Source organism: Lysobacter terrae (assembly GCF_054782215.1).
Genome location: NZ_BAAGSX010000001.1, coordinates 1,559,426 through 1,584,435, shown reverse-complemented (window position 1 = coordinate 1,584,435; position 25,010 = coordinate 1,559,426). Strand labels below are relative to the sequence as shown.

Sequence of the window (25,010 nt, the reverse complement as noted above, 5' to 3'; positions counted from 1 at the left end):
AAGCGGGCCCGCGAGCGGGCCCGTAATGCCTTCCAACCATGGGATACGTCAGGCGGCCTGGCGCAGGACGGGTGTCTTGGGTTGCAGCTGATTGGCGAAGTCGTGGTTGACGTCGCGGTGTCCGGCTTCGTCGGCGCGCACCGCCAGCACCACTTCACGCAGACGCGCATCGGCCGGCAGCTGCCAGTAGTCGCGCGCGATCTTCGGCGCCGGTACGTTCTCGACGCGGCCGCTGTCGATTTCCTGCAGGTACTGGCTGTAACTCACCACGGCCTGCTCCTCGAAGTAGCCGACCAGGCGGTGCGCGGTGCGCGGGGACAGCAAGTACAACATCAGGAAGAAGGTGAAGAAGCCGGCCTGCGCGCCCAGCACCAGCGCACGTTCCAGCCAGTTCGGGCGCGCGATCTCGATGAAGGTCATCAGGTGCATGCGCTCGTTTTCGGCTTCCTGCATCAAAGCGTGGATCCAGCCGTGGTCGTGCTTCATCCAGCGCAGGCAGCGCAGGTGGATCAGCGCGGCGCCGACCAGGCCGGGCACGGCGGCGACGGTTTCCAGCACGATCGCGCGGTTGCCGTAGCGCTTGGCGAAGAAGGTATCGGCGAGGAAGCGCAGCCCGCGGGTGATGCCGTAGGCGACGCGGTCGGACCAGTCGCGGGTGGTGTGATGCGTGTTCAGCTCGACATAGGCCGGCGTCTGCACGACAGGGGTGATCAGGGCGGTGTTCATGATGGACCTCGTTCTCAAGCGTTTCGTTTTCTGCTGGAGAAAAGGCTACGCCGCTGGGGAATTCGCCCCTTGATCCGGATCAATAGGGGCACGAAATCCGCGCCCCCGAACGCCTTGATTCAGCCCTGCATCAGTCAGCTGAACCAGTAAGTCAGCGCGCCCAGAGGATTGTGCGTGCGCGCGGTGGCGTAGATCGACAGGTATACGGCCAGGGCCGCGACGTAGCACAGGATGCGCGCGCGCCGGGTCTTGGCCCGCTTCAGCGCGAACATGCCCAGCCCGATATAGGCCACTACGAGCAACAGCTTCACCGTGAGCCAGCCGTTGGCGAACATCGCGCCGGGCAGGATCGTGAGCAGCATCAGTGCCGCGGTCAGCAGCGCGGTATCGACGGCATAGCTGAACCACTTCACCGGCAACGCCATCGGCCAGCGCGCGCCGCCCAGCAGGAAGGCGCCGCGCAGTGCGAACAGCGACCCGCTCAGCAGCGCGACGAAGATGTGGAACTGGCGGATCTGCGGGTAGAACTCGATCATCCGGGCTTCCCATCCTTGCGCGGCGTCAGGTAGATGCGGCCGATCCGCGCCAGCCATGGGATTAGCGCCACCAGCCAGCCCAGGGCGGCGACGGTCTGCCACGTCATCGGATCGTGCGCGAATTCTGCCCCGATCCGCGTCAGGGCCACCAGCTGGATCGCGCCGAACGCGAACCATGCGGCCTTCGGCATCACCAACGCACGTCCCGAGTGCCCTTGCGTCACCCGCGTCACCATCGCCACCAACACGCTGCCGAAGAAGCCCACGAACAGCGCGTGCGCCGGCGCGCGTCCCAACGCGTACACGCCGGTCAACAGGTAGCTCACGCTCTGTGCGGTGTACAGCATGAACGCGATGGGCAGCCAGGCCATGCCGATGAAGAGCACGGTCAACAGCGCGGGCTTCGGCCCGACCGGCCACCAGCGCACGCATAGCGTGATCGTCAGTGCGAGCAGCGGCACGTCGGCGAGCCACAGCCAGCCGTAGCCGTGCACCAGTTCGAGTGCGAGGTGCAGCAGCAACAGCGCCCAGAACGCGCCCAGTACCCACAGCGGCCGCCACGGCGTGTAACCCGGCACCACGTTGCCGGCGAAGAACGGGAACATCCGATGCGCGACCGTCATGTACACCGGCAACAACAGCCCGAAGCTGCCGAGCTTGATGCTGGCAAAGGCCCAGATCGGATTCGCGCCCAGAACGAACGCGGTCCACGCCAACAAACCCACCAGCCCCAGCAGCAACGCGGCGAAACAGGAGCGCGCGTGCCAGGTCGCACCGCGTTCCCGCCACAGCAGCGGGGCGAGGGTGGTGATGGCCGCGATCCAGCCGGCGAGCGTCATCAGTACGCCGACGACGATGCCGGCCTGCCAACCCATCGCGCCCAGCAGCGTCGCGATCTGTCCGCCGAACAAGCCCGCCCCGACGGGCGCATAACGCCAGCGTTCGAACTCAGGCAGGCCCATCCAACGCGGAAACACCGTCAACAGGAAACCGAAGATGAAGCTCGCCAGCATCTGGTACTGCATGACGAAGGCATGCAGCCAGCCGGCGTAGGGCTGCGGCTGCGGCATCGCGAACCGGCCCGATGCGGACGACGCCAGCCATGCCGCCCACCACAGCATCGCCAGCAATACATTGCTGGCGCCGACGAAGAACATCAGCCGGTGCGGCGTGTGCAGCAGCCGGCTGGGCGAGAGCGAATCCGCCATGGCTTCAGCCACCGCAGCCGCCACAGCACACTGAGGGCTGCTGTTCTATGTCCTGCAGCGTTGCCGGGACGCCGGCCAGGCGCAGGCAGGCGAGGAGGCTGTGCCCGGTCAGGCTGGTGGAAATGCGAATCGCGTTTCCGGAAACATCAGTGTCGAGCACGACGGCCGGGTCGAGATTGGCGATCGCGCGTTCGAGGGCGTTGAGGTCGGGCGCTTGATCGGTGATGCGGTAGAGAAATTCCATGGGGTGGGCTTGCTTGGAAGGACGATCAAAGTGTCGTCGCGACGCCTTGCAATCGCCTTGATCCAGGTCAGATGAGAGTGGCGTCGTAATGGGTGCATGCTTCGCGTCCCCTCACCCTGCATTGCTTCGCAATGCTGTCCCTCTCCCCGCAAGCGGGGCGAGGGGGGCAGTTCCTTCTCCCCGCTTTAGCGGGGAGAAGGTGCCCGAAGGGCGGATGAGGGGCAGGGCAGCGGGACCGCTTCAGCAAAGCTCCCGCACTCAGGAATCAGAGCGCTCCACTTGCCCCGCCTCCACACCCACCCGCCGCGGCGCCACCCACAGCCGCAGCACGAACCAGCACAGCGCCAGCGCGCCGACGCTGAATACCGTATCGCCCGGCACGCGCATCCATATCAGCAAATCGACGATGGGCTTCTGCATGAACTCGGCCGAGCGCGCGTACGCATAACCGTGCTCGATCGCCGCCAGCAGCTGCATCGTGCCCAAGGGCAGCAGCGTGAACACCGCCATCATTCCCAGGCCGATGTTGAAGCACCAGAACGCGACCTTCAGCGCCTTGGTATCCCACTGCATCTGTCCACGCAGGCCGCGCAGGCAGAACAGCACCAGCGCGATGCCCAGCATGCCGTACACGCCGAACAGCGCGGTGTGGCCATGCAGCGGCGTCAGGTTCAGGCCCTGCATGTAGTACAGCGACAGCGGCGGATTGATCAGGAAGCCGAACAGCCCCGCGCCCACCAGGTTCCAGAACGACACGGCGATGAAGAACAGGATCGGCCAGCGATAGCGCGCCATCCACGGCGTCGCCTTGCCGAGCTTGTAGGTGTGGTACCCCTCGAAGCCGATGTAGGCCAGCGGGACCACTTCCAGCGCACTGAAGCTCGCGCCCAGCGCCACCACCGCGGTCGGCGTGCCGACGAAGTACAGGTGGTGCAAGGTGCCCAGCACGCCACCGGCCATGAACACGATCGTCGCGAACAGCACCGCGGTCGTCGCCGATTTCGGATTCACCAGGCCCAGCTTGACGAAGATCAGCGCCATCACCGCGGCGGCGAAGACTTCGAAGAAGCCCTCCACCCACAGGTGCACCAGCCACCAGCGCCAGTACTCCACTTCGGAGATGTGCGTGTGCTCGCCCCACATCAGCGCCGCGCCGAAGAACAGGCCGATGCACACGGTGGACAGGAACAGCAGGCCGACGATCGCCTTCGTATCGCTCTGCGGCCCGCGCAGCACCGGCCACAACGCGCGGCCGACCAGCGTCAGCCACAGGATCAGGCCAACGAACAGGAACCACTGCCAGAAGCGGCCCATGTCCGCGTACTCCCAGCCCTGGTGGCCCCACCAGAAGTTCAGATCCAGCCCGAGCTTCTGCATCACCGCCAGCCATTGGCCCGCGAACGCGCCGACCACGATCACCAGCAGGCACACCCAGAGGAAATTCACCCCAAGACGCTGGAACTTCGGTTCATGCCCAGAAAGCGCGGGCGCGATGTAGAGGCCGGTACCGAGCCACGCCACCGCGATCCACAACACCGCCAGCTGCGTGTGCCAAGTCCGCGTGATCGAGTAGGGCAGGATGTTGGAGAGATTGAAGCCGTAGGCGACCTGGCCTTCGACCTGATAGTGCGCGGTCATCGCGCCTAGCAGGATCTGCACCAGGAACAGCGCCAGCACCACCCAGAAGTATTTGGCGGTGGCGCGCATCGACGGCGTCACTCGCAGTGCGGCCAGGGGATCACTTGCCGGCAGCTTCACCGGCGCATCCTCGTGCGTGCGCGCGTGATGCCAACCGAGCAAGGCGATGCCGGCGATCAGGAACAGCACGCTGAAGGCCGACCACAGCCACAACGGCGCGGCCGGGCGGTTACCGACCAGCGGTTCGCTCGGCCAGTTGTTGGTGTAGGTGACCTGCTGCCGGGCTTCGTCCATTTTGGACGGCACCATCGCATCGCCGGGTTCGCGCGGCCGCTCGGTACCGGCGGCCCAGGCGGTCCACCAGAAGAAGGCGGTGAGGGCGCGACGGTGGTCGGCGTCGGGCACGGTGTCGTTCTTCATCGCATACGCTTCGCGCAGCGATTGCGTGGCCGGATCGTTGCCGAACAGGCTTTCGTAGTGCGCGGCGACGTTCGACAGCGCGGCGACACGGTCGTCGACCAGCGTGATCGTGCCCGTCTTCGCGTCGTAAGTGTTGGTGCGCATCACCTGTTGCAGGCGCGCGCGCAACGCGCCCTGGCGTTCCGGCGAAAGTTCGGCGTAGGTCGCCGCGCCCTCGCTGCGCGCCCACAGATCGAGCACGCCGACGGATTCGCGATGCAGCCAGTCGGCGCTCCAGTCCGGCGCGACGTAGGCACCGTGGCCCCAGATCGAGCCCAGTTGCATGCCGCCCATCGACTGCCAGACCTGGCGGCCGCGTTCGATGTCGGCCTTCGTGTAGACCACCTGGCCGCTCTGGCTCACCACCCGTTCCGGTATCGGCGGTGCAGCGCGGAAGATCTCCGTTCCTGCCCACAGCAGTACCCCGAACGAGACGACGAGCAGGGTGGCAAGGCCCAGCCACAGCTTTCTCGTGTTGCTCATGTCAGTTCTCCCAATACGTCCTGGTCATGGTCGATCTGGTGGCGCTGGGGCGCCTTGATGCAAATCAATCGGCTTGGGGATGGGGCGAATACGGCCCCTCACCCTGCGTTGCTGCGCAACGCTGTCCCTCTCCCCGCAAGCGGGGCGAGGGATGCTCTTCCTTCTCCCCGCTTGCGGGGAGAAGGTGCCCGAAGGGCGGATGAGGGGCCGCTTTTAAGCGGCAACCTCAATCCCGCAACACCGGCCCCGCCAGCGCATCCAACTGTTCGCGCCCGATGATCTCCAACTCACGCCGATCCACGCGCAGCAGGCCGTCTTCCTGGAAGCGCTTGAGCACGCGGCTCACCGTCTCCGGCGCCAGGCGCAGATAGTTGGCGATATCGGTGCGTGCCATCGTCAGCTGGAAGCGATTGGGAGAAAACCCGCGCGCGGCCAGACGCCGCGACAGTCCGATGAGGAACGCCGCCATGCGCTGGTCCGCGCTCCAGTCGCCCGCGAGCAGCGCAGCGCGGCCGATGTCGCGGCTGAGCAGGCGGAACAGCTGCCGTTGCAGTCCGGGCAACCGCGCCGCCAGCACCGCGATCTTCGGGAACGAGAACCGGCACAGCATCACCGTGTCCAGCGCGACCGCATTGCACGGGTAGTGGTCGCCGTCGATCGCGTTGAGGCCGATGACTTCGCCGGGCAGATGGAAGCCGAGCACATGCTCGCGCCCATCGCGGTCGATCACGTAGGTCTTGACCGTGCCCGCGCGCACCGCGGCGATGGCTTCGAACGGATCGCCTTCGCGAAAGAGGTGATCGCCAGCATGGAAGGGCCCGATGTGTTCCACCAGCACGTGCAGGTCCATGAGCGCGCGCTTGTCCATGCCTTCGGCAAGGCAAGCCTGCGAGAACGCGCAGGTCGAACAGAAATGCAGCGCGTCGCCGTCGTCGGCGAGCGTGCGCGCGTCCTGGCGCGGGAACGCCGTCTGGCTCACGCTGGGCTCCATTGGCATTTCGGATCGGGACGCTTCGGGTCCGCGCATTTCAGATAGCGCGCGAGAACCGTGGCGTGGCCACGGAGGCGGGCTGGTCGAGGTAATGGTCGAAGCACATGGCGATGTTACGCAACAGCAGGCGGCCGCGCGACGTGACCCGGATCCGCTCGCGTTCGACCTTGACCAGCCCGTCCTCGGCCAGCGGCTGCAGCCGCGACAGCGCCTCGGCGAAGTATTCGGCGAAGTCGATCGCATAGCGCCGTTCCAAGGCCCGGATCGGTACTTCGCCCTGGCACATCAGCGCCTGGATCAGGTCGGCGCGCAGCTGGTCGTCCTCGTTCAGGCGCATGCCGCGGAACACCGGCAGGCGGCCTTCGTCCAGGGCGATCTGCCAGCTCATCAGGTCGCGCGGGTTCTGGCTGAAGCTGTCGCCGATGTGGCTGATCGCACTCACGCCCAGGCCGATCAGGTCGCTGTCGGCATGCGTGGTGTAGCCCATGAAGTTGCGATGCAGGCCGCCGCGCGCCTGCGCCGTGGCCAGGTCGTCATCGGGCAGGGCGAAGTGGTCCATGCCGATGTAGACGTAACCGGCGTCGGTCAGTTTCGCGATCGCCAGCTGCAATAGCGCGAGCTTGGTTTCGGCGTCCGGCAGATCCGCCGCATCGATCTGCCGCTGCGGCTTGAACAGCTGCGGCAGGTGCGCGTAGCTGTAGACCGCGATGCGGTCGGGACGCATCGCCGTGACCAGATCGAGCGTGCGCGCGAAGCCGTCGAGGTTCTGCTTGGGCAAGCCGTAGATCAGGTCGACGTTGACCGAGCGGAAGCCGTTGGCGCGGCAGGCGTCCACTACGGCCTGCGTTTCTTCAACGCTCTGAATGCGGTTTACCGCCGTCTGCACCGCGGGATCGAAATCCTGCACGCCGAAACTGGCGCGGTTGAAGCCGATGCGCGCGAGCCGTGCGATCTCGTCGGGGCTGACGAAGCGGGGGTCCAGTTCGATGGAAATGTCGCGTTCTTGCGAGTCGGAGAAATGGAACTGGCTGCGCAGCGTGTCCACGACTTCGCCCAGTTGCTCCGGCGAAAGGAAGTTGGGCGTGCCGCCGCCGAAATGCAGCTGAATCACTTCGCGATCGCGGTCGAACAGCTGAGCCATCAGCGCGATCTCGCGATACAGCCGCGCCAGGTAGGCCTCGCCGCGCGCCTTGTCGCGGGTGATGATGCGGTTGCAGCCGCAGTAGAAGCAGGGGCTGGCGCAGAAGGGCACGTGCACGTACAGCGACAGGCGCCGCGGAATCGGGTCGCCGTTGCTGGCCGCGGCGGCATCGCGTAGTTCCGCCTCGCCGAAGCCGGCGTGGAACTGCGGTGCGGTCGGGTAGGAGGTGTAACGCGGCCCGGGCCGGTCGTAGCGGCGCAGCAGGTCGGAGTCGAAGGCCATGGTGTCCATGGCCTGCACGTTAGGGGCGGGGGAGGGGGAATGCCTTGATTGGGGTCAAATCGGGTAAAGCCTCCCCTCATCCGCCCTGCGGGCACCTTCTCCCCGCAAACGGGGCGAAGGAGAAGGTAGCCCTCGCCCCGCTTGCGGGGAGAGGGACAGCGTCGCAACGCGACGCAGGGTGAGGGGCGGTGAAGCTACCGCCCAACCCCATGCGGCTCGATATACCCCGTCGCAATCCCCGCGGCCACCAGCAGGATCAGCACCACCGACAGCGCAATGCGCTTGGTCAGCGCATTCACCGTGCGCTTGGTGGTGCCCATGTCCACGAGCATGTAGTACAGCCCGGCGCCGAGGTTGTAGAGGATCAGCCCGAGGAAGGCGACGATCACCAGCGTTTTCATGATTGCGACACCTGAGTAGCGGAAAAGGGAGCGACGGACGAAGCGGCCGCATTGCGCACCCGGCGCAGCCAGCGCCAGCGCACGATCAGCGCCACGGTGATCACCAGCAGGAACAACCCGTACGCCACCGAGGTCGCCAGCACCTGCTGCCACATATGCCCGAAGGAGCGGTCGGCATTGGCCATGCTCCCGTACATGCCGCCCGCGGCTGCGGCCACGGCCAGAAGCAGGCTGACTGTGTCGAAGAGCTTGCGCAGGAAGTGGCGCGGGGAGCGGGGATAGACCCAGAACAGCACGGCCAGGATCGTGAACCAGGGCAGGAACAGGATCAGGGCCAGGTTGAGTTCGACTTGCGGATTCATGACTCGGATCAGGCAGACGCAGGTGGGGATGGCGCCATGCTAGGTCGACCGTATCAGTTGTCCTAGAATCAGAACCCGAGAAAAAAACCATATCAGTTCCCCCGCCACCCACCCCCTCGCCCCGCTTGCGGGGAGAGGGACCGCTTCGCGCAGCGAAGCAGGGTGAGGGGACGTGGTGCGCCCTCCGGAGCCACCCATGAAGCGCTACGAAGCCCTAGCTGACGACATCGCCCGCACCATCCGCACCGGCCTGCTCAAGCCCGGCGCGCGCCTGCCCTCCGTGCGCCAGGCCAGCGCCGCCCGCAAGCTGAGTCCGGCGACGATCTTCCAGGCCTACTACCTGCTCGAAGCCCAGGGCCTGGTCGAATCGCGCGCCCGCTCCGGCTACTACGTGGCGCGCGCCGCCGCTGCGCTGCCGCCGGAACCGGAAACGCCCTCGCGCCCCGACGGCGAATCGCGCCAGGTCGACGTCAGCGAACTGGTCTTCGAGATCCTGCAGTCGACGATGCACCGCGACGTGGTGCCATTGGGTTCCGCCTTCATGAGCCCGACGCTGTTTCCGCTGGACCGCATCGGTCGCGCCGTCGCGACGGCGGCACTGCACCTGAATCCCTGGAGCACCGTCGACGATCTCACCGCGGGCAACGCGGCGCTGCGCCGACAGATCGCACTGCGCTACGTGATCGATGGCATGGACGTGAGCGCGGACGAAATCGTCATCACCAACGGCGCGCTGGAAGCCTTGAACCTGTGCATCGGCGCGGTGACCCAGCCCGGCGACGCCGTGGTGGTCGAGTCGCCGTGTTTCTACGCCTGCCTGCAGTCGCTCGAACGCAAGGGCCTGCGCGCGATAGAAGTACCCACGCACCCGCGCGATGGCATCGACCTGGAAGCGCTCGAGGCCGCGATCGCGCGGCATGCGCCGCGCGCGTGCTGGCTGATGCCCACACTGCACAATCCCTTGGGCAGCACGATGCCCGAGGAGCGCAAGCGCGCGCTGGTGGAGCTGCTCGCGCGCCACGATATTCCGCTGGTCGAGGACGACGTCTACGCCGAACTGTATTTCGGCCCGCGGCGCTCACTGCCGGCGAAGGCCTTCGATCGCGATGGCGTCGTCATGCATTGCTCGTCGTTCTCCAAGAGCCTCGCGCCGGGGTATCGCATCGGTTGGGTCGCGGCAGGCCGCCGTGCGCAGGAGATCGCCCGGCGCAAGCTCACCTCCACGCTCAACACCAATGTGCCGGTGCAGATCGCGTTGGCGCGGTATCTGGAGCGAGGCGGTTTCGATCGTCATCTGCGCCGCCTGCGCAGAACGCTCGCCGAGCAGCAGACGCGCTATGCCGAAGTGTTGGCGCAAGCCTTCCCACCCGGCACGCGGGTGACGCGGCCCGCGGGCGGTTACTTCCTCTGGCTGGAGTTGCCCGAAGGCACCGATGCGCTGCGTGTGCAACAGCTAGCGACGCAGAACGGCATCAGCATCGCTCCAGGGCCGATGTTTTCGGCGAGCCGCGGCTTCGGCCACTGCCTGCGGCTCAACTGCGGACATCCCATGGATACGCGCGTCGCCGAGGCGTTGCGGAAACTGGGCGAGCTGGCGGCGATTGCTTGATAGAAGCCGCCTGACGCAGCGCTAGGCAAGCCAGCGCACGGCGGCGAAGGCCAATGCACCCAGCACGATCACGATTCCGATCGTGAGGCCGACATGTCCTCGCGGCTTGCGCTGCCCGGCAGCGGGGCGGGCTTCCGTGACCGGCCGGCCGCGGCGCGGTTCGACCAGGAAGCGCAGTTCGTCGAACGCGATTTCATCGCCCGGCCGCGCGATACCCAGCGTCACGCGTTGGCCGTTGAGGAAGCAGCCGTTGGTGGACTTCAGATCTTCGATCTCGACGCCGTAGTCCAGCGGGCGCAGGCGCGCATGCATGCGCGATACGCCCTCGCTGGCCAGGCAGATGTCGCACTCGGGCGAACGGCCGACGGTCGTCGGCGCGAGGAGGTTGTAGCTGCGTCCGAATACGACGCCCGCGACACCGCGCAGCACGTATTCCGGGTCCGAAAGGGTTGGGCTCATGCGTTGTCGGCGCGGGTGGGTAGGACCGGGTACGAAGCCCGGGCAATGGAAACTGGCGCGGAAAGCTACCACGCCGCAGGGGCGCGCGGCTCACACCCGTCTGGCCGCGCGCCTGTGCCGCTAGCGAGAGTTCAGTAGGGCGATCCGCCCGCCTGCGTCGACGTCAGTACGCCCGCCTGGGCCGACACCGTATAGGCGCTGCCGCCGGTGCGTAGCCAGGTCGTCAGATTGAAGGCATCGCCGGCCTGGATGCGGTCGACGGCGATGTTGCGATAGGTCAGCGGCTGCCTGCCTTCGCACACCTCCGGCTGGCCGGGGGCCTTCAGGAAGTAGACGTGGCCGCTGCCGACGACGGTCGCACTGCCGTTGGTTTCCACCAGCAGCGCGGTTTGCTCGTCCACCGCGATGCCGCGTGGCGCACTGCTCCAGCCGTTGCGGGCGATGCGGCAGAGGAAGGCGAGGTCGCGCCCCATGCGATCGCGCGCGCCGAAGTGCGGATCGCCGATGATGCCGGCAAGCACCGGCAGGTTGGCGAAATCGCGCCCGAGCGACATGTAGCGATTGAACGGATCGGCCAAGGCCTGCGCCGAAGTCACGCCCTGGCTGGCCTGCGCGGTGTAGATGAACTGCGTGAGCACGTTGAGCCCGGCACTCGTCCCACCCACTGGCACGCCGCTGGCGATGAGCGCATTGAGCGTCGCCTGCACCGGCGTGCCGGTCCACACATTGATGTAGTTCGACTGATCGCCGCCGGCGATCCAAACCGCTTCGGCCTTCGACAGGATGTCGGCGACCGTTGCGTTGGTCGCGGCCGCGGCGTCGGGAATGATCAGCGTGGCGACCGAGTTCACCCCGGGGCACAGATCGCGAATGTAGGGGTTGTACGCATCCGTGCCGGTAGCGCGGATGACCAGAAAGTCGCCGCCGCCGGAGCGCGCGCACATCCATTGGAAGGCGGCATCGACATCGGTACTGCCGCCCATCAACACCACCCCGGGCGAAGGCGCCGGCGCCACGTCGGCGGCATTGCCGAGGCGGAAGTAGCTGTAACTGGGCGGCTTGGCCGCGACGGCGGAAGAAGTGGTGGCGACCAGTAGCAACAACAGCAATACGAACGAGCGCGTCATAAGCATCCTCGACAGTAGGAGAGGGCGGGGAACGACAGGCTTCATTGCGGCAACTGCCGGGCTCTTATACAGCACGGCGCGTGGGTGCGCCGGGTGGGCCGTCCGGTGGGGTGGCGCCTCCGCTTGTTCGGTGGGTCGAGGTTGCATAGAGTCGGTCGCCGCAGAGTCGGAAGCCTCGCATGTCTCAAACGCTTATCTTTCCGATGGCAGCGCATGTCGCGCTTGCCGCCTTCCTGTATGTGCTGCTCACGGTGGTGCGGGCGCCGGCGGTGTGGGGGATCGGCCGCAGTCCCGATGGAAGCAATCCCTGGGCCGCGTTCGAGCCACGCATAAGCGCCAACTTGTCCAATCAGTTCGAGTGGCCGCTGTTCTTCCATGCAGCCTGCCTGATACTTCTGCAGTCGCGGCCGAGCCCGATGGTTCTGGCGCTGGCCTGGCTCTTTGTTGCCGGCCGCGTGTCGCACAGTGCCGTTCAGATCCTCACGCGCAACGTTCGGCTTCGAGGCGTTGTGTTTACGGTCAATTTCCTTGCCGTGCTGGGGATGTGGGTGTGCGTGGTGTTGGCCCTTTGCTGGCCTCAGCGCGCATGATCCAGCCAAGCCAATGCGGCATGGCGTCCTGAAAAACACCGGAACTCGAATCCCAAGGCGGGCACGGTCTCGCCCTTCGGAGGCGCGTAGTGATGAGGCCGGCTGACGAACGCGATGCGGCTGCCGGCGTACCCACCGACCCGCCGCAAGGTTTCTTCGAACGGAACGCCGCCATTCTCCAATGGCGGCTCATGCCAAGCTGCGCTGAAGTTGACGAGAAACCGATCGAGCTTCTGGCTCGGAATCATCGGCGCGATCAGCGCCAGGGTTTCAAGGCGGTCCGGGATGCTGACGCCCCCGACGAAGGTCACTTCCAGCCGGCGTGCTTCAGGAAAGATCTTGATGTTTCGAACCATGCCGGCCTCCAAGCCAGGAGAGACGCTATCGTCGCCCGCGATGGTGCGGCGACGATGCCCGCCTATGGTGCACCGGCGAAGCCGAGAGCCGCCACGATTTTCTGGAGTGCCTGACGTCAGACCGGTGTGTCCGGCTCGCCGGGCGTACGTCAGCGGATCATGCCGTAGGTTCGAAAGATGTCCTTGATGCGGGTCAGCACGTATTTGCGGTCCGAAGGCGCGGATACGGACAGGAGGCTTTCCGCGTACGCGCGGTAATGCTCCTCGAGATAGTTGAGCCGGTGCTTGACGTCGTTCTCGAGAGCCACAACCAACTCATCGAGCGTTTGACGCGGCATCGTCTGAACCTGCGCGATAGTCATTGGCGTGGACCCGTTCGTGTGTCGGCGCGGACAGTAGTCGCTTGGCTCGAACTTGGATTGTGATGTTGTTCGCGCGAAACGCGAGGGCCGCCACCGAGTGCTCGGATTTGCGACCTGTTTCCGCATGGCTGTGCTGGAAATTGTGTGATGCGTGTCGCCGATGCCGGGGCTCGACCAAGTTAGGAAACGCCTCCTTGACCTGGCGACTCCGGCTACCTGAACATCGAGCGCATATCCCCGGTTTTGGGGTCTACTAGGCGTTAGAGGGCATTAGATGGATCGCAGCACCTGGTTTGAACCAAAATGGCGCTGGCTCAGGCGCTTTTCGTTCGCCGCCCTCGCGGGCATCGCACTTATCATCCTTGGTGCGGTGGCAGATCTGCCTCTGCTAATCGGGCTTGGCGCAGCTTCTCTGGTGCCGCTGCTGTTCTGGCTGGTGTTTATCCCCGTGATCCACTGGAAGGATCGGTACATTGGTCACAAGAGTGCCACTTGGGGTGCATTTCTCGCCTTTGAGACTTCGGGCTGGTCCAAGCTGTTCTACTGGTTACGTCACATTCTTCCAGACTGGCAGCGCACCGGGCGTTACCGAGATGCCCTCTAACAATTCATTCAAGCCGAAGCCGCTTCGCGGCTCGGCTTAATTCAGGCGTTAGGGCGCTATGAAACTTCTTCTGATGGCCGCAACTGCCTTTGTCTTGCTGCAAGCGCCAAGTCAACTGGTAAAGGTGAACGATTACGCTGCACAAGCTGCTAGCCACTCGGAAAGTGCCGGCCTTCATCCGATCGCTGCTGCACCTGCCACCTCAGAGATCCGCGTGTGGCGTCCTGAAACGCTCATAGGTCCGACTGTAGGCTGGGTTGTTACGTCAGACAAAATCATTGTCTATTCTGGTGATAGCGCACTGCGGCCATCTGCTACTTTTCGCACACCAAAGGCTCGAAGGATTTTGAGGGCCTTTAATAAGCTGAGCCATTACAACGGCCAGTGGCTGGCGTGTACCCGCATGAAAGATGGCTGGGGTTTGGTCGTAGAGGGGTCAGACTCTTCCAGTCCCTTTGCTTTTGCTACTAACACTCCCAACCTTTGTGCCGAGGGCGGCGCTCATGAGGTCTGGCTGGCGTACAGCCTGCTACTGGACGCAACTGGCGGCGCGCCCTAACAATTCATTCAAGCCGAAGCCGCTTCGCGGCTCGGCTTAATTCAGGCGTTAGGCGCGCATGGCAACTGACCCCGCAGACCAAACTAAGTGGCGGCAATACCGGCAGATGCGCCTGTTCTTTTGGGCCGCATTTTTTGCTGCCATAGCCTTCCTCGTATTTGGCGACGGCACGGCAGTGCTCTTCGCATTCCTGATATGGGCGGCCGTATCTGCGGCTGTGGCCTTCTGGCCATGTCCGCTCTGCGGAGGGCGAGTTGGCTATATTCCCTTGGGGCCTTTCATGTTCCTTTGGCCCTTCGGAGGCTGGTGCACAACCTGTAGTCGTCGGCTGTTCCGGCTCAGGTAGCGCGCCTAACAATTCATTCAAGCCGAAGCCGCTTCGCGGCTCGGCTTAATTCAGGCGTTAGGCCCGCTATGGCACGAGACCTCTACTGTTGGCGCTGCGAGGCTGTAGTTCCGATGCTCACCGAGCAAGAGTGGGAGGTCATGGAGCCTGCTCTCAACCAAGCCATCCGAGACTTGCAGGACTATCGCTCGCTTCATGGCGTTGGTCTGTGCGAGGCCCTGCAGCAAGGGTGCGGACAGTCCGCGCTCCGCCTCTACCATGACCTGACCGGACACGCCGAGATCCAACCGGACGCAATCTGGCACCATCGCATCTCAATCTATGGTCCGCCCTGCGCGGCTTGCGGCAAGCCACTTCGCACACCGCAAGCGTCGTTCTGTGCTGCTTGCGGGGCGCGGGCCTAACAATTCATTCAAGCCGAAGCCGCTTCGCGGCTCGGCTTAATTCAGGCGTTAGGCGCAACCCAGCTTTTTTGCCGATGTGACGGAATTGGTAGACGTACTGCCACAGCAGTCCTTGCGGGTTTTCCCGTGCAGGTGCAGGTTCAATCCCTGCCGTCGGCGCCCCAAGCACCCACGCCTGTCCTTCCGGCCTTCCCTGCAAATCGGAGGGTCCTCGCCCCCTTCCTTGCCCGCGCCATGCTTCGGTCAGTACATTGCGCCTAACAATTCATTCAAGCCGAAGCCGCTTCGCGGCTCGGCTTAATTCAGGCGTTAGGCCCCGCATATGCGCATCATTCTTCTCACGGCCGTTCTTCTAGGTTCCAGCACGCCGGCAGCTGCAACCTGCCCGTGGGACAGTTCATTTGTCTCACCTTCGGCCAAGCCCTTGCCACCTGCCGCGTTCAGGGGAATCTTCAGCGACATCCCTGTCCAAGAGATCATCAGGCGGCTTGGCCCGGAGGCACGAGATGCGGGCTCTGGCCTGTATGTGCTTCAGTGGGACGTGACGGACGGGCGCACCTTCTTTGTTTCAACAGGCAGTGCTTGTGGCAAGCCTGTTAGCACGGGCTTCCATCGGGCGGGCCCTAACAATTCATTCAAGCCGAAGCCGCTTCGCGGCTCGGCTTAATTCAGGCGTTAGGCATCACGTCATGACCACTGAGATCCGAGAGTTTCGTTTCATGCTTGAGGCTGGTCAGCGCTACCTGTCAGGGGCGTGCTCTATCCAAGAGCTCAACGGTCGCGTCAGTGAGCTCGCCACGGCCGCAAAGTTTTGGGGTGGCCATCCTGCATTTTCTCAGATCGCTGCTGATTGGTCCGCAATGGTCGACCGCGGCTGGAACGAATGGGGCCAGTCTCCCAATCCTCTATCAGAGCAAGAGTTCCGGGCATGGCTAGGGGAGCAACTCAGTTTGCTCTGGCAGATGCCTAACAATTCATTCAAGCCGAAGCCGCTTCGCGGCTCGGCTTAATTCAGGCGTTAGGCGCACATGGATTCTGTCAGACAAGAAACCCGCAAGATCATTGAGTCCGCGTTTGATGATGTGCCACGGCCAGACATTTCACTTCGTCAGTTCGTACTCACGGACGAAAAGGGCATGTCCGGCACCATCACAGACGAGGAGTGGCGATTTGCTGGCATCACAAGAACCGATGCAAAGTGGCAAGACATTTCTGAGTTGGAGATTGAGCACTGCGACTGTCAGTTGGCACACATGCAAGCCGAGGAGTTTCGCTACTATCTCCCTGCCTACATGATTTACTCGCTAGGTCACGCGCAAGACTCTGTAATGGAGAGCATGATTCCCGGCTCAGTTGTCTTCGGCCTCACGCCAAGCAAAGATCACCTGTCATATTCAACCAGCCAATACAGCCTGCTCGATTTGCCTCAGAGGAGGGCAGTGGCGGCATTTCTTACGTACATGGCCAACTACGCCGATGACTATGACCGCGAAGATGCAAAAAGAGCTCTCGCCTTCTGGGAGCGCAGCGCCTAACAATTCATTCAAGCCGAAACCGCTTCGCGGCTCGGCTTAATTCAGGCGTTAGGCGCCATATCGAGATCGTCGCATGCGAACTGGAAACCTTTTCGTTGATGCCGACACCCCCACCAAAGGGGAGCGCTTTGAAGAACTCCTCAATCACAAGAACCTCGTCATTGAGCGCATTGTTAGCTCCGCGGCCATAACTCCGTCCGAGTATGTGCAGGCCCAGGATGAGTGGGTGGCAATGGTCCAAGGGGAGGCAACTATTGAGGTAGCCGGCGCGCTCTTTGAGCTGCATTCCGGCGACTACCTGTTCCTGCCTGCTGGCACGCCCCACACCGTCCGGCGTGTTTCGGATGGCGCGATTTGGCTGGCCGTTCACCTACACTAATCTCGGGCGCCGCTCCGTCGGATGGCGCCTAACAATTCATTCAAGCCGAAGCCGCTTCGCGGCTCGGCTTAATTCAGGCGTTAGGCCCTATGAAGAAAGCACTGAGATACCTAGCAGCTTGGGTTGCACTCGCGCTCTGCTTCGGCGCACTGGTTGGCTCTCTAAACATACCTCGACTTCGCACACTTGCTTCCGAGGGCGTTAAGGCGCGTGGCACCGTCATTGCCCTAGAACCAACTAATCATCGAGCCGTTCGCTACTCGTACCAAGTGGGCAACGCCACCTACTCGGGGGTTGGCTCTGATGGCTATGGAAACCCGGACTTCGATTCGCTCGATACAGGCGACTCAATATTGCTTTACTACGGCGCCACTGCACCGGCAACGTCGGTTCTCGGAGAACCTCGAGCGCGCTTACGCAATGAGGTTTCTAGCGTTGTTTCGGTCATGCTATTTTTTCCTTCAATCATCGTCCTTGCGTTCATTGCAAAGCGCGGCTCGGCTTAATTCAGGCGTTAGACGCAACCAGAGGACACACGATGCGGCCCTTCGAATCTTTCACGATTCTTCTTGTTCTCATGCTTTCTGCTTGTGCAAGCCAAGGTCCAACTGACGCTTCGGTTTCGTGCGCGGCAGCCGTCGCCGGTTGCAAAAAAATATATGGAACCTGCGTCATGTTGAGATTTCCGCGGGACGCCACATGCGACGCAGCTTGTCAGCTGGATGTGAAGAAAAAGATAAAGGATGCAGGGGTATCAGTTTGGCACGAGGCTAAACGCCCAACGCCAGAACGAAAGGGGTGCGTTGGCTATCGGGAGGACATCGGGGGAACGGTCCTGGGGGCCCAATGCCTAGCCCTGCTAACTGGTTATGAGCTTCGCTCGGAAGAATGCAACCATAACGGCTGGGCCTATTCGGTGGTCGTGCCGTAATTGCGTCTAATAATTCATTCAAGCCGAAGCCGCTTCGCGGCTCGGCTTAATTCAGGCGTTAGGCCGCAATCGAATGTTGGAGGTGTTTATGTGCAGAAATATCAAGACGCTTTACAACTTCGACCCACCAGCCACGGATGATGAGATCCGAGCTTCAGCGTTGCAGTTCGTTCGTAAGTTGAGTGGGTTTAACTCACCATCCAAAGTGAATGAGGCAGCGTTCAACCAGGCCGTGGAGCAAGTAAGTGCAGCTGCGACCACTCTAATCAACTCGCTGTTCACCTTGAGCCCTCCTCGAGACCGCGAGATTGAGCGCGCCAAGCTTGTAATCTCTTCAGCAAAACGCTTTGGCCGGCAATGAGGGAGCGGCCTAACAATTCATTCAAGCCGAAGCCGCTTCGCGGCTCGGCTTAATTCAGGCGTTAGGCCCAACGGGGAGATTTCATTTGGTCAGGCAGGAAATTGCATGGTGGCTTTGGGCTGCTGGCACCGTAGTCATAGTGCTGAGCTGGCTTGATGTAGTGAGTCCAGCAGTCGGATGGTGCGGTTTCGCCATCGGCCTTGTAGGCAGCATTCTCAGTTGGGGCATTCGTCCGCCGCGATCCCAGTCGCCCGACACGGATTCAAGCAAAAAGGAACTATGACAGTGCGCTTGGCCCTTGCTCGCTCGGGGCCTAGCAGTTCATTCAAGCCGAAGCCGCTTCGCGGCTCGGCTTAATTCAGGCGTTAGGCGCGCATGGGAGTCTCATGAAGCGGCGAGCATTCATATTGGGGCTTATTGCTCTCCCCACGCTTTCATTGGCTCTTCCACATCACAGTTCCTGTCCAATATGCCGCGGGCACTTGGTCACTGTGGGAAGCATTCGAGACAACTTGTCCAAACCAAGTCGCAATCTGGATGTCTGGAGCCGCAGTTCTGACGGTGACCCTTGGCCCTTCTACGCATCCGACTCGCCGATCTGTTCCAGGTGTTTCGCTGCATTTCGAGAGAGTGATTCGGTGTGGGCGAGATCCAGTGAGATCCCAAAATCATTCTTTGTTCCCCTAATTGAGTCCATTGCAAGCTTCCCCGTCCCGGACAAAGCGGCGATCACTTCTCGCGTCGTCTACTCCCAACGATTTATTGGCGTCACAGCCGACCAGGGTCGCGAGGAGTCTGTGTCATTCTGGTGCCGGGACTCCGCGCTAGCGTTAGAAACCATGCGCCAATACTCGGCTCAGAGCGGCCTCTTGCTTAAGGTAGAGACTGCACCGAGTGCCCCCGGGGAGACATATATCGTGGCTAGCGCGCCTAACAATTCATTCAAGCCGAAGCCGCTTCGCGGCTCGGCTTAATTCAGGCATTAGATGGCATGAGAAAGAATGTCGCAACCCTATTGATCGTTCTCTTTTCCTTCTTTGCCGTGGCAAGCCTCGGCCTGGTCGGTGGCATCGTTAGACAGTGGCAGGCTCTAGGAGTGGGCGCAGAACTTGCGCAAGCCACTATGGTTCATAACGACAAGGTTCGCACCATCCTCAACCGCACCGACGATTTCGACAGTTACAGAAAGATCTCCGATCAGGTAATTACCGGGCGGACCAGCACCCTCAAGGGCATAGCCGGGCTTTCCGAGATCTTGCACACCAATATCGGTTACTTCTGTCTTGGCCTATTGCTCAGTCTGTCTGGCCTTCTCGCCACGGGCTTTGCCATGTACCTTCGTCTGCGTTCTTGCATGCAACAGCTCGCTCGTGCAGACGGCCAGGCTGCCATCTAACAATTCATTCAAGCCGAAGCCGCTTCGCGGCTCGGCTTAATTCAGGCGTTAGGCACCGCAAGACTTCCCATGACTAATCAGTCAAAAAACTGCCGTCGCTGTGGCCGACCCGTCGAGGTTTACGCAGATCACTACGATACGTTCGAGGGGATGCACTGGCTCTGCTTCCACCTCGAGTTTGAGCATGCCGGAGACCCGGATGCGGCATGTGCCGACCCTGGCTGCCCTTGGTCGGAGATTAGGATTTATCGTGAGAAGCTTGTGGAGCTCGGCGTCAACCCAAGGACTGTCATGGAAGCCGCAATTGACGCGCAGTGGCATCGCTCACGGGGCGGTGCCTAACAATTCATTCAAGCCGAAGCCGCTTCGCGGCTCGGCTTAATTCAGGCGTTAGGGCCCATGTCCGAACAATCCCGCAGCCGACTCTCATATGCCGCAATCCCATTGTGGCTAATGCTATCAATCGCCTTGCCGTTCATTGCAATGGCCGCACACGGCATCCTTCCCAGAGTGATAGGCAACTTCGCGTTCTTTGCTCCGCAGTTCCTGTTCTCTTTCTCACAGGTTGTTAACCCTACCGGCTACGCTTACACCCCACTTTTCTCGCAGGTCGGAGCCGCTGCCTTTGGCATTTCGCTGTGGCTGGTGACTACTGTTATGTATGGGCTAATTGCCAGGCACTGGCCTCGCCGCCGCTCCTTCTGGGTTGCGCCGGTCCTGATCATCGCGCTGGCCGTGCTCGTGCACACGGGCTTCTCGGCGTTCGGTTACACGCTGCAACTTGACGGACCGTAGGCATGGGCCCTAACAATTCATTCAAGCCGAAGCCGCTTCGCGGCTCGGCTTAATTCAGGCGTTAGGCGTCATATGAAGCAACGCGTCATATTTGTAGATGTGGATGACACGCTGGTCCGGTCCGTTGGGACAAAGCGCATTCCCATGCCTCCCGTTGTGGCGCGTGTTCGAGCGCTCCACCAGCAGGGCGATGCTCTGTATTTGTGGAGTTCCGGCGGCGCGGAGTACGCTCGCGCGTCGGCGGTCGAGCTGGGTATAGAGGACTGCTTCCTTGCCTTTCTGCCCAAGCCAGATGTCTACCTGGATGATCAGCCAGTCCATGAGTGGCGCTACTGTCAGCACGTGCTTCCGGGCAATGCGGGTGATGCCTAACAATTCATTCAAGCCGAAGCCGCTTCGCGGCTCGGCTTAATTCAGGCGTGAGGCCGTCTAGAACCTATGACAGACGCTTCTACCAAAAGGCCAAGCAAAGTCCTACGGATCGCCTCTGGCGCCGTGTTGATTGCACTTGGCACTTCCCTGATTCTTGCTGGTCTGTCTGGGCCAGAGCCTATTTTTCTGGCCTGGATTTCCAACCACACCTACATTCGTTTGGTTCCTACTGCGCCACCGATTTATCCCATCGCGTTCGGGTGTGCGTTTCTTGGGCTTGGGGCGGTACTGTTGGCCAAATCAGTTTATGGCGGGCGCGCGTCTTGAGCACTCTCAGCCGGCCTAACAATTCATTCAAGCCGAAGCCGCTTCGCGGCTCGGCTTAATTCAGGCGTTGGCGCCAATGGAGGCGACAGTGACTGCCAAGGAAATTCTTAGCACTTACCTGCACGTCCAAGACGGCGGAAAGATCGACGCCATTCCTGTGTCGGAATCATTCTGGGAGGAGTTGGCCGGCGGCAGATATCCCCAGCTAGACCAGGGCAGGCTTATGTGTGCTTTCACCTTCTCCGAGTCATGGCCCACGTGGGAGCGCCACCTGCCGGCGAGGAGTTGGTCATGCTGCTGTCGGGTGCTGCGACGGTCGTGCTCGAGGAGTCTGGCCAAGAGCGCGCCGTGCCGCTGAGTGAGCCGGGCGCGTATGTTTTGGTGCCCCAGAACATTTGGCACACTGCCAAGACCACCGTTCCAACCACCATGCTATTTCTCACGCCAGGCGCCGGCACTGAGCATCGGCCGGTTGGCGCCTAACAATTCATTCAAGCCGAAGCCGCTTCGGGGCTTGGCTTAGTTCAGGCGTTAGGTTGCTAGTGAAGACTTCATGATTGAATTGAGAAAACCTAAGGCGGCAGACGAGGAGGCCTTCCTTAAAGCGCGCTCTGCAGTTCCCGCTGACAATCCCACATTCCTGCGGGACTACCGCCAGGAGATGACATACCTCGACTTTCTTCGGGTCTTAGAAGATCACTGCACCGGGCACGGACTACCGCCCGATGTAGCGCCATCTTCCTTTCTGTTCGCGTTTGACCACGGGGACATTGTCGGGCGCTCTTCTATTCGCCACACACTTATTCCACCAATCGGTGATGTGGCGGGCCACATTGGCTATGCAGTCCTTCCAAATTTTCGCAGCCGCGGGCACGCAACGCAGATCCTTCGAGCGTCAGTCCGCTTCGCACATAAGGAACTTGGCCTTGATCGCGTCTTGGTGACATGCGATGACGACAATGCCGCTTCTATTCGGGTGATTGAAAAGAATGGCGGTGTCTTTGATGACATCTATCATGACGCTACGTTACGCCGCCCAAAACGACGTTACTGGGTTGCCGCACCTTGCGGCGCAACCTAACAATTCATTCAAGCCGAAGCCGCTTCGTGGCTCGGCTTGATTCAGGCGCTCCCGCCGAGGCCTCCGCCTGACTCGGATATGCGTCACTCGCCGGGCCACCAAGCGCCACGGACAATGTCGTCCAACTCTCCAGCCAATCGGTCGAAGCAATGGGCAAGCGCGTAGCGCGATAGAGGTAACTCCGCGCATTCGGTGAAGGTGTATGGCTCGCTCAGTTGGGCGAGCAAACGCAGCTGATCGTGGGCTTGGATCAAAGCCCGGTATTCCTCTTCGGGCAACTGGTACGCCATGCGCATGGTGTTGCGCGGTGCCTTTTCCATCGGAGCTACTCCCGGCATCCCTGCAGGCTTGCGCCTCGGGCGTGACCACCGGTTAACGGAGGTGGGTGCCGCTTGTAGTGGAGTTCTTACGCTCCGAGGCCGAGTCTGCTAGCGCGAATACGGCGCGTCAATGCGGAAAGCCCTGATTTTTCTCAGCGATAGCTTCTATACCGCAGTTGTATGCGCACGCTAGTCAGCGGATCGTTTTCGCGCGATGCCTCCGGCTCCCGCCGTACATCCAGCGGGACGTGCAGCAGCTCCAGGGTCATCGCCCAACGGTGGCCGATATCGCGGCCGCCGCCCACGACGAAGAAGGGCAGTACATCCTTCGCGACCAGCCGTGACCGGTCGTGGGCGTCGAACGTCAACGCGTCCACTTGTACCTGGGTCTCGGTGCGAAGCACGCCCAGCGTGGCGTGCCAATGCCAGGGGCCGGCGGTCCAGCTCGAGGTCGCATCGCCACCGTAATAGTTGAGCGCGATGCGATCGTTCGATGCTGCCTGGCAGCCATATGGGTTGCGTTCGATGTCGTCGATTCCAGCCAGATCGCGGGGGCAGGTGATATCGCCGCCTGCGCCTCCGTGCTGGCCGAACACGCGCGCCGACAGCGTGTAGTTGCCGCGCTCGATGAAGCGCCGGCCAAGGGCGATGGCGAACAGATTGCGCGGGCGTGCGCCATCGATCGAAACCTCCGGGGAGTAGCCGATTTCGCCGACCCAGCCGGCCGGCAGTCCCATGTGTACGCGCAGGCGTCCAAACACCGGCGATTTGTTCAGGTCTTCCTGCTTGATGCCGTTGAAGCCGGCGCGCCGCTGCTCTTCGCTCAAGTGTGGAATTTCGCCCAAGTCCAGCGAGATCGCCCACTCGCCCGTTTTCAGCTCAGGGGTTTCCCCCGCAGAGGTCATGAGCGTGGATGCGGCGAAATAATTCATCGCCCATGCTTCGGGGCGGTCGGACTTCAGGTTCTCGTCGTTCCGGACGATGGTCTGCGCCGAGGCGTTCGCGCCCATCAGCAACGCGGGGATCAGCAGAGGAGCAACCTTGCGCATGGTGTCGTCCGGCGCTGCGGAGCCTTGGATGCTACGCCTTCAAATCCGGCAAAAGATCAGCGCCGCGTCGAAGCTGGGTAGGCCATTCGGACCGTCGATCGGCCGGCGAGCGGTTTTCATTGAACCTAAACGCTCCGGCGAGGAATAAACGTTCACGGAGAGGAGTCAGGGCCCCGTGGTCCGTCCCTTTTGGGTGGGCAATGGGTCGAAAGACCATCGAGGACCATATGAGGTGGACCATGGGCGTGGAATCGAAAGTGAGTGCCCCCCGGCGCGGCGGCCATCGCTTCAGGGGGATCAGGCTGTCGGCTATTGCACTAGGCCTTTTGTCTTCGGCTACCGCGTCCGCGGCGAACCATACGGTGAACGCGCAATCCAATCTCACCTTTTCGCCGAAGACCCTCACCATCACTGCCGGTGACACGGTCACCTTCCATAACAACGGCGGACTACACAACGTTGTCTCCAATCCCGGTGCGGTGACGTCTTTCCGCTGCGCCAACGGTTGCGATGGCGCCGGCGGAAACGGCAACGCAAGCAGCGCGTTGTGGTCGGCGACCGTAAGCTTTCCGACGGCAGGGACCGTTGGCTTTTACTGCGAGATACATGGCGCGCCCGGAAGCGGCATGTCGGGCACGATCACCGTTCAAGCCGCCACTGTCTCCACGCCAGCCAGAAACGATTTCAACGGCGATGGCAAATCCGATCTGCTATGGGAGAACCCAACGCAGGGCGCCATGGCCTATTGGTGGATGAATGGCGCAACGCCGATCGGGTCAGGGGTGTATTCGGTCGGCACAGCGTTCCGGATCGCGGCCACCGGCGATTTCAACGGCGACGGCCGCGGTGACATCATCTGGGCGAATGCCGGCAACCATACGCTGTATCAATGGCGTAGCCTGGGCAACGGATCGTTCGATTCCTCGTACGTCGCGAGCTATTCCGCCGATTGGAACGTCGCGGCGACGGCCGATCTCAATGGCGATCACAAGTCCGACCTCATTTGGGAGAACCCGTCGCAAGGTCTGATGGCGTACTGGTGGATGAACGGTGCGACGCCGATCGCAACCGGGGTCTACTCGGTTGGAACGGCCTATCGTATTGCCGCGACCGGGGATCTGGATGGCGATGGCCGTGGCGATATTCTCTGGACCAGCACAAGCAACAACCTCTACCTGTGGCGCAGCCGTGGCGATGGCACGTTCGATTTGCAATACGTCACCAGCTACGCGTCGGCCTGGAACCTGGTCAGCACGACCGATCTGAATGGTGATGGCAAGTCCGATCTCATTTGGGAAAACACGTCGCAGGGTCTGATGGCGTATTGGTGGATGAACGGTGCGACACCGATCAAGACCGGCGTCTATTCGGTCGGCACCATGTTCCGTATCAGCGGGAATGGCGACTTCGACGGTGATGGTCCCGGCGACATCCTGTGGAGAGCACCGGCGACGTCCGCGCTATATCTGTGGCGCAGCCGCGGCGATGGCGCGTTCGATTCGCAGTACATCGCGAGCTACGGGTCGGGCTGGGAGCCTGTGCCATGACGTAACCACGGACGAAAAAGAAGGCCCGCG

General features: G+C 62.2%; 29 protein-coding genes and 1 tRNA gene. 15 read left to right on the top strand and 15 right to left on the bottom strand.

Annotated features, from left to right (window positions below; all coding sequences use genetic code 11):
• Positions 1–48: 48 nt before the first annotated feature.
• The 9 genes from ACYVJ8_RS07385 to ACYVJ8_RS07345 all read right to left on the bottom strand — a co-directional run bounded on the left by ACYVJ8_RS07385 (position 49) and on the right by ACYVJ8_RS07345 (position 8,471).
• Complete coding sequence (locus tag ACYVJ8_RS07385; protein WP_460710746.1) at positions 49–726, bottom strand: alternative oxidase; 678 nt, start codon at positions 724–726, stop codon at positions 49–51.
• A 134-nt stretch (positions 727–860) separates the two neighbouring features.
• Entirely contained in the window at positions 861–1,262 is a 402-nt protein-coding gene (locus ACYVJ8_RS07380) for a SirB2 family protein (RefSeq protein WP_460710744.1), read from the bottom strand.
• Positions 1,259–2,470: an NnrS family protein gene (locus ACYVJ8_RS07375; RefSeq protein ID WP_460710742.1), complete on the bottom strand. Its 1,212-nt coding sequence runs from the start codon at positions 2,468–2,470 to the stop codon at positions 1,259–1,261. Before ACYVJ8_RS07375 ends, ACYVJ8_RS07380 begins: the two co-directional genes overlap by 4 nt.
• A 4-nt stretch (positions 2,471–2,474) precedes the next feature.
• Positions 2,475–2,714, bottom strand: coding sequence for a hypothetical protein (locus ACYVJ8_RS07370; RefSeq protein WP_460710740.1), 240 nt, complete (start codon positions 2,712–2,714; stop codon positions 2,475–2,477).
• A 258-nt stretch (positions 2,715–2,972) separates the two neighbouring features.
• Entirely contained in the window at positions 2,973–5,294 is a 2,322-nt protein-coding gene (locus ACYVJ8_RS07365; RefSeq protein WP_460710738.1) for a nitric-oxide reductase large subunit, read from the bottom strand.
• A 226-nt stretch (positions 5,295–5,520) separates the two neighbouring features.
• Positions 5,521–6,291 (bottom strand): cyclic nucleotide-binding domain-containing protein, encoded by a 771-nt coding sequence (locus ACYVJ8_RS07360; protein WP_460710736.1) that lies wholly within the window; start codon positions 6,289–6,291, stop codon positions 5,521–5,523.
• 31 nt (positions 6,292–6,322) lie between these two features.
• Positions 6,323–7,717, bottom strand: coding sequence for an oxygen-independent coproporphyrinogen III oxidase (hemN, locus tag ACYVJ8_RS07355; protein ID WP_460710734.1), 1,395 nt, complete (start codon positions 7,715–7,717; stop codon positions 6,323–6,325).
• 185 nt (positions 7,718–7,902) lie between these two features.
• Positions 7,903–8,109: a twin transmembrane helix small protein gene (locus ACYVJ8_RS07350; RefSeq protein WP_460710732.1), complete on the bottom strand. Its 207-nt coding sequence runs from the start codon at positions 8,107–8,109 to the stop codon at positions 7,903–7,905.
• Positions 8,106–8,471: a hypothetical protein gene (locus ACYVJ8_RS07345; RefSeq protein WP_460710730.1), complete on the bottom strand. Its 366-nt coding sequence runs from the start codon at positions 8,469–8,471 to the stop codon at positions 8,106–8,108. Before ACYVJ8_RS07345 ends, ACYVJ8_RS07350 begins: the two co-directional genes overlap by 4 nt.
• A 196-nt stretch (positions 8,472–8,667) precedes the next feature.
• Between ACYVJ8_RS07345 and ACYVJ8_RS07340 the strand changes: the two genes are divergently transcribed.
• Positions 8,668–10,080, top strand: a complete 1,413-nt coding sequence (locus ACYVJ8_RS07340) for an aminotransferase-like domain-containing protein (protein ID WP_460710728.1) — start codon at positions 8,668–8,670, stop codon at positions 10,078–10,080.
• 21 nt (positions 10,081–10,101) lie between these two features.
• Here ACYVJ8_RS07340 and ACYVJ8_RS07335 read toward each other — a convergent pair whose 3' ends face one another.
• Both ACYVJ8_RS07335 and ACYVJ8_RS07330 read right to left on the bottom strand, forming a co-directional pair.
• Positions 10,102–10,539, bottom strand: coding sequence for an FHA domain-containing protein (locus ACYVJ8_RS07335; RefSeq protein ID WP_460710726.1), 438 nt, complete (start codon positions 10,537–10,539; stop codon positions 10,102–10,104).
• 131 nt (positions 10,540–10,670) lie between these two features.
• Positions 10,671–11,666: a cyanophycinase gene (locus tag ACYVJ8_RS07330; RefSeq protein ID WP_460710724.1), complete on the bottom strand. Its 996-nt coding sequence runs from the start codon at positions 11,664–11,666 to the stop codon at positions 10,671–10,673.
• Positions 11,667–11,845: 179 nt separating this feature from the next.
• On the opposite strand from ACYVJ8_RS07330, the gene ACYVJ8_RS07325 reads away from it, so the two are divergent.
• Positions 11,846–12,256: an MAPEG family protein gene (locus tag ACYVJ8_RS07325; protein WP_460710722.1), complete on the top strand. Its 411-nt coding sequence runs from the start codon at positions 11,846–11,848 to the stop codon at positions 12,254–12,256.
• On the opposite strand, the gene ACYVJ8_RS07320 is transcribed toward ACYVJ8_RS07325, so the two are convergent.
• Together ACYVJ8_RS07320 and ACYVJ8_RS07315 are read right to left on the bottom strand one after the other, a co-directional pair.
• Positions 12,244–12,624: a hypothetical protein gene (locus tag ACYVJ8_RS07320; protein ID WP_460710720.1), complete on the bottom strand. Its 381-nt coding sequence runs from the start codon at positions 12,622–12,624 to the stop codon at positions 12,244–12,246. The genes ACYVJ8_RS07325 and ACYVJ8_RS07320 overlap by 13 nt on opposite strands.
• 137 nt (positions 12,625–12,761) lie before the next feature.
• Positions 12,762–12,950, bottom strand: coding sequence for a hypothetical protein (locus ACYVJ8_RS07315; RefSeq protein ID WP_460710718.1), 189 nt, complete (start codon positions 12,948–12,950; stop codon positions 12,762–12,764).
• A gap of 298 nt (positions 12,951–13,248) precedes the next feature.
• Here ACYVJ8_RS07315 and ACYVJ8_RS07310 point away from each other — a divergent pair, with 298 nt between their 5' ends.
• The 12 genes from ACYVJ8_RS07310 to ACYVJ8_RS07255 all read left to right on the top strand — a co-directional run bounded on the left by ACYVJ8_RS07310 (position 13,249) and on the right by ACYVJ8_RS07255 (position 22,064).
• Positions 13,249–13,578 (top strand): hypothetical protein, encoded by a 330-nt coding sequence (locus ACYVJ8_RS07310; RefSeq protein ID WP_460710716.1) that lies wholly within the window; start codon positions 13,249–13,251, stop codon positions 13,576–13,578.
• 58 nt (positions 13,579–13,636) lie between these two features.
• Entirely contained in the window at positions 13,637–14,137 is a 501-nt protein-coding gene (locus ACYVJ8_RS07305; protein WP_460710714.1) for a hypothetical protein, read from the top strand.
• Between the two features lie 820 nt (positions 14,138–14,957).
• A tRNA-OTHER gene (locus ACYVJ8_RS07300) sits at positions 14,958–15,046 on the top strand.
• Between the two features lie 530 nt (positions 15,047–15,576).
• Positions 15,577–15,897: a hypothetical protein gene (locus ACYVJ8_RS07295; RefSeq protein WP_460710712.1), complete on the top strand. Its 321-nt coding sequence runs from the start codon at positions 15,577–15,579 to the stop codon at positions 15,895–15,897.
• A gap of 18 nt (positions 15,898–15,915) precedes the next feature.
• The gene (locus tag ACYVJ8_RS07290) at positions 15,916–16,422 is read left to right on the top strand and encodes a DUF6714 family protein (protein WP_460710710.1); all 507 of its coding nucleotides are present in this window, start codon (positions 15,916–15,918) and stop codon (positions 16,420–16,422) included.
• A 73-nt stretch (positions 16,423–16,495) separates the two neighbouring features.
• The gene (locus tag ACYVJ8_RS07285; protein WP_460710708.1) at positions 16,496–16,801 is read left to right on the top strand and encodes a cupin domain-containing protein; all 306 of its coding nucleotides are present in this window, start codon (positions 16,496–16,498) and stop codon (positions 16,799–16,801) included.
• Positions 16,802–17,805: 1,004 nt separating this feature from the next.
• A complete protein-coding gene (locus ACYVJ8_RS07280; protein ID WP_460710706.1) occupies positions 17,806–18,093 on the top strand; it encodes a DUF2277 domain-containing protein in 288 nt (95 codons plus the stop codon).
• Between the two features lie 991 nt (positions 18,094–19,084).
• Positions 19,085–19,489: a hypothetical protein gene (locus tag ACYVJ8_RS07275; protein WP_460710702.1), complete on the top strand. Its 405-nt coding sequence runs from the start codon at positions 19,085–19,087 to the stop codon at positions 19,487–19,489.
• A 399-nt stretch (positions 19,490–19,888) separates the two neighbouring features.
• Positions 19,889–20,284: a hypothetical protein gene (locus ACYVJ8_RS07270; protein WP_460710700.1), complete on the top strand. Its 396-nt coding sequence runs from the start codon at positions 19,889–19,891 to the stop codon at positions 20,282–20,284.
• 72 nt (positions 20,285–20,356) lie between these two features.
• Complete coding sequence (locus ACYVJ8_RS07265) at positions 20,357–20,656, top strand: DUF705 domain-containing protein (RefSeq protein ID WP_460710699.1); 300 nt, start codon at positions 20,357–20,359, stop codon at positions 20,654–20,656.
• A 618-nt stretch (positions 20,657–21,274) separates the two neighbouring features.
• On the top strand, positions 21,275–21,466 hold the full coding sequence (locus ACYVJ8_RS07260; RefSeq protein ID WP_460710697.1) for a hypothetical protein: 192 nt from the start codon (positions 21,275–21,277) through the stop codon (positions 21,464–21,466).
• Positions 21,467–21,536: 70 nt separating this feature from the next.
• On the top strand, positions 21,537–22,064 hold the full coding sequence (locus ACYVJ8_RS07255; protein WP_460710695.1) for a GNAT family N-acetyltransferase: 528 nt from the start codon (positions 21,537–21,539) through the stop codon (positions 22,062–22,064).
• Between the two features lie 83 nt (positions 22,065–22,147).
• Here the strand turns inward: ACYVJ8_RS07255 and ACYVJ8_RS07250 are convergent, their stop codons facing one another.
• Positions 22,148–22,384: an XAC0095 family protein gene (locus ACYVJ8_RS07250; RefSeq protein ID WP_460710693.1), complete on the bottom strand. Its 237-nt coding sequence runs from the start codon at positions 22,382–22,384 to the stop codon at positions 22,148–22,150.
• 152 nt (positions 22,385–22,536) lie between these two features.
• A complete protein-coding gene (locus ACYVJ8_RS07245) occupies positions 22,537–23,433 on the bottom strand; it encodes a hypothetical protein (protein WP_460710691.1) in 897 nt (298 codons plus the stop codon).
• A gap of 362 nt (positions 23,434–23,795) precedes the next feature.
• Between ACYVJ8_RS07245 and ACYVJ8_RS07240 the strand changes: the two genes are divergently transcribed.
• On the top strand, positions 23,796–24,980 hold the full coding sequence (locus tag ACYVJ8_RS07240; protein ID WP_460710689.1) for an FG-GAP-like repeat-containing protein: 1,185 nt from the start codon (positions 23,796–23,798) through the stop codon (positions 24,978–24,980).
• Positions 24,981–25,010 lie beyond the last annotated feature (30 nt).

What these genes read in the sequence shown, in the direction of transcription:
- ACYVJ8_RS07255 (WP_460710695.1), top strand. Translation starts at nt 21,537, where the DNA reads ATGATTGAATTGAGAAAACCTAAGGCGGCAGACGAGGAGGCCTTCCTT.
- ACYVJ8_RS07340 (WP_460710728.1), top strand. Translation starts at nt 8,668, where the DNA reads ATGAAGCGCTACGAAGCCCTAGCTGACGACATCGCCCGCACCATCCGC.
- hemN (WP_460710734.1), bottom strand. Translation starts at nt 7,717, where the DNA reads ATGGACACCATGGCCTTCGACTCCGACCTGCTGCGCCGCTACGACCGG.
- ACYVJ8_RS07265 (WP_460710699.1), top strand. Translation starts at nt 20,357, where the DNA reads ATGAAGCAACGCGTCATATTTGTAGATGTGGATGACACGCTGGTCCGG.
- ACYVJ8_RS07290 (WP_460710710.1), top strand. Translation starts at nt 15,916, where the DNA reads ATGGATTCTGTCAGACAAGAAACCCGCAAGATCATTGAGTCCGCGTTT.
- ACYVJ8_RS07245 (WP_460710691.1), bottom strand. Translation starts at nt 23,433, where the DNA reads ATGCGCAAGGTTGCTCCTCTGCTGATCCCCGCGTTGCTGATGGGCGCG.
- ACYVJ8_RS07375 (WP_460710742.1), bottom strand. Translation starts at nt 2,470, where the DNA reads ATGGCGGATTCGCTCTCGCCCAGCCGGCTGCTGCACACGCCGCACCGG.
- ACYVJ8_RS07310 (WP_460710716.1), top strand. Translation starts at nt 13,249, where the DNA reads ATGGATCGCAGCACCTGGTTTGAACCAAAATGGCGCTGGCTCAGGCGC.
- ACYVJ8_RS07370 (WP_460710740.1), bottom strand. Translation starts at nt 2,714, where the DNA reads ATGGAATTTCTCTACCGCATCACCGATCAAGCGCCCGACCTCAACGCC.
- ACYVJ8_RS07335 (WP_460710726.1), bottom strand. Translation starts at nt 10,539, where the DNA reads ATGAGCCCAACCCTTTCGGACCCGGAATACGTGCTGCGCGGTGTCGCG.
- ACYVJ8_RS07350 (WP_460710732.1), bottom strand. Translation starts at nt 8,109, where the DNA reads ATGAAAACGCTGGTGATCGTCGCCTTCCTCGGGCTGATCCTCTACAAC.
- ACYVJ8_RS07330 (WP_460710724.1), bottom strand. Translation starts at nt 11,666, where the DNA reads ATGACGCGCTCGTTCGTATTGCTGTTGTTGCTACTGGTCGCCACCACT.
- ACYVJ8_RS07275 (WP_460710702.1), top strand. Translation starts at nt 19,085, where the DNA reads ATGAGAAAGAATGTCGCAACCCTATTGATCGTTCTCTTTTCCTTCTTT.
- ACYVJ8_RS07285 (WP_460710708.1), top strand. Translation starts at nt 16,496, where the DNA reads ATGCGAACTGGAAACCTTTTCGTTGATGCCGACACCCCCACCAAAGGG.
- ACYVJ8_RS07380 (WP_460710744.1), bottom strand. Translation starts at nt 1,262, where the DNA reads ATGATCGAGTTCTACCCGCAGATCCGCCAGTTCCACATCTTCGTCGCG.
- ACYVJ8_RS07260 (WP_460710697.1), top strand. Translation starts at nt 21,275, where the DNA reads ATGCTGCTGTCGGGTGCTGCGACGGTCGTGCTCGAGGAGTCTGGCCAA.
- ACYVJ8_RS07360 (WP_460710736.1), bottom strand. Translation starts at nt 6,291, where the DNA reads ATGCCAATGGAGCCCAGCGTGAGCCAGACGGCGTTCCCGCGCCAGGAC.
- ACYVJ8_RS07270 (WP_460710700.1), top strand. Translation starts at nt 19,889, where the DNA reads ATGTCCGAACAATCCCGCAGCCGACTCTCATATGCCGCAATCCCATTG.
- ACYVJ8_RS07385 (WP_460710746.1), bottom strand. Translation starts at nt 726, where the DNA reads ATGAACACCGCCCTGATCACCCCTGTCGTGCAGACGCCGGCCTATGTC.
- ACYVJ8_RS07295 (WP_460710712.1), top strand. Translation starts at nt 15,577, where the DNA reads ATGACCACTGAGATCCGAGAGTTTCGTTTCATGCTTGAGGCTGGTCAG.
- ACYVJ8_RS07250 (WP_460710693.1), bottom strand. Translation starts at nt 22,384, where the DNA reads ATGGAAAAGGCACCGCGCAACACCATGCGCATGGCGTACCAGTTGCCC.
- ACYVJ8_RS07305 (WP_460710714.1), top strand. Translation starts at nt 13,637, where the DNA reads ATGAAACTTCTTCTGATGGCCGCAACTGCCTTTGTCTTGCTGCAAGCG.
- ACYVJ8_RS07280 (WP_460710706.1), top strand. Translation starts at nt 17,806, where the DNA reads ATGTTGGAGGTGTTTATGTGCAGAAATATCAAGACGCTTTACAACTTC.
- ACYVJ8_RS07325 (WP_460710722.1), top strand. Translation starts at nt 11,846, where the DNA reads ATGTCTCAAACGCTTATCTTTCCGATGGCAGCGCATGTCGCGCTTGCC.
- ACYVJ8_RS07365 (WP_460710738.1), bottom strand. Translation starts at nt 5,294, where the DNA reads ATGAGCAACACGAGAAAGCTGTGGCTGGGCCTTGCCACCCTGCTCGTC.
- ACYVJ8_RS07345 (WP_460710730.1), bottom strand. Translation starts at nt 8,471, where the DNA reads ATGAATCCGCAAGTCGAACTCAACCTGGCCCTGATCCTGTTCCTGCCC.
- ACYVJ8_RS07315 (WP_460710718.1), bottom strand. Translation starts at nt 12,950, where the DNA reads ATGCCGCGTCAAACGCTCGATGAGTTGGTTGTGGCTCTCGAGAACGAC.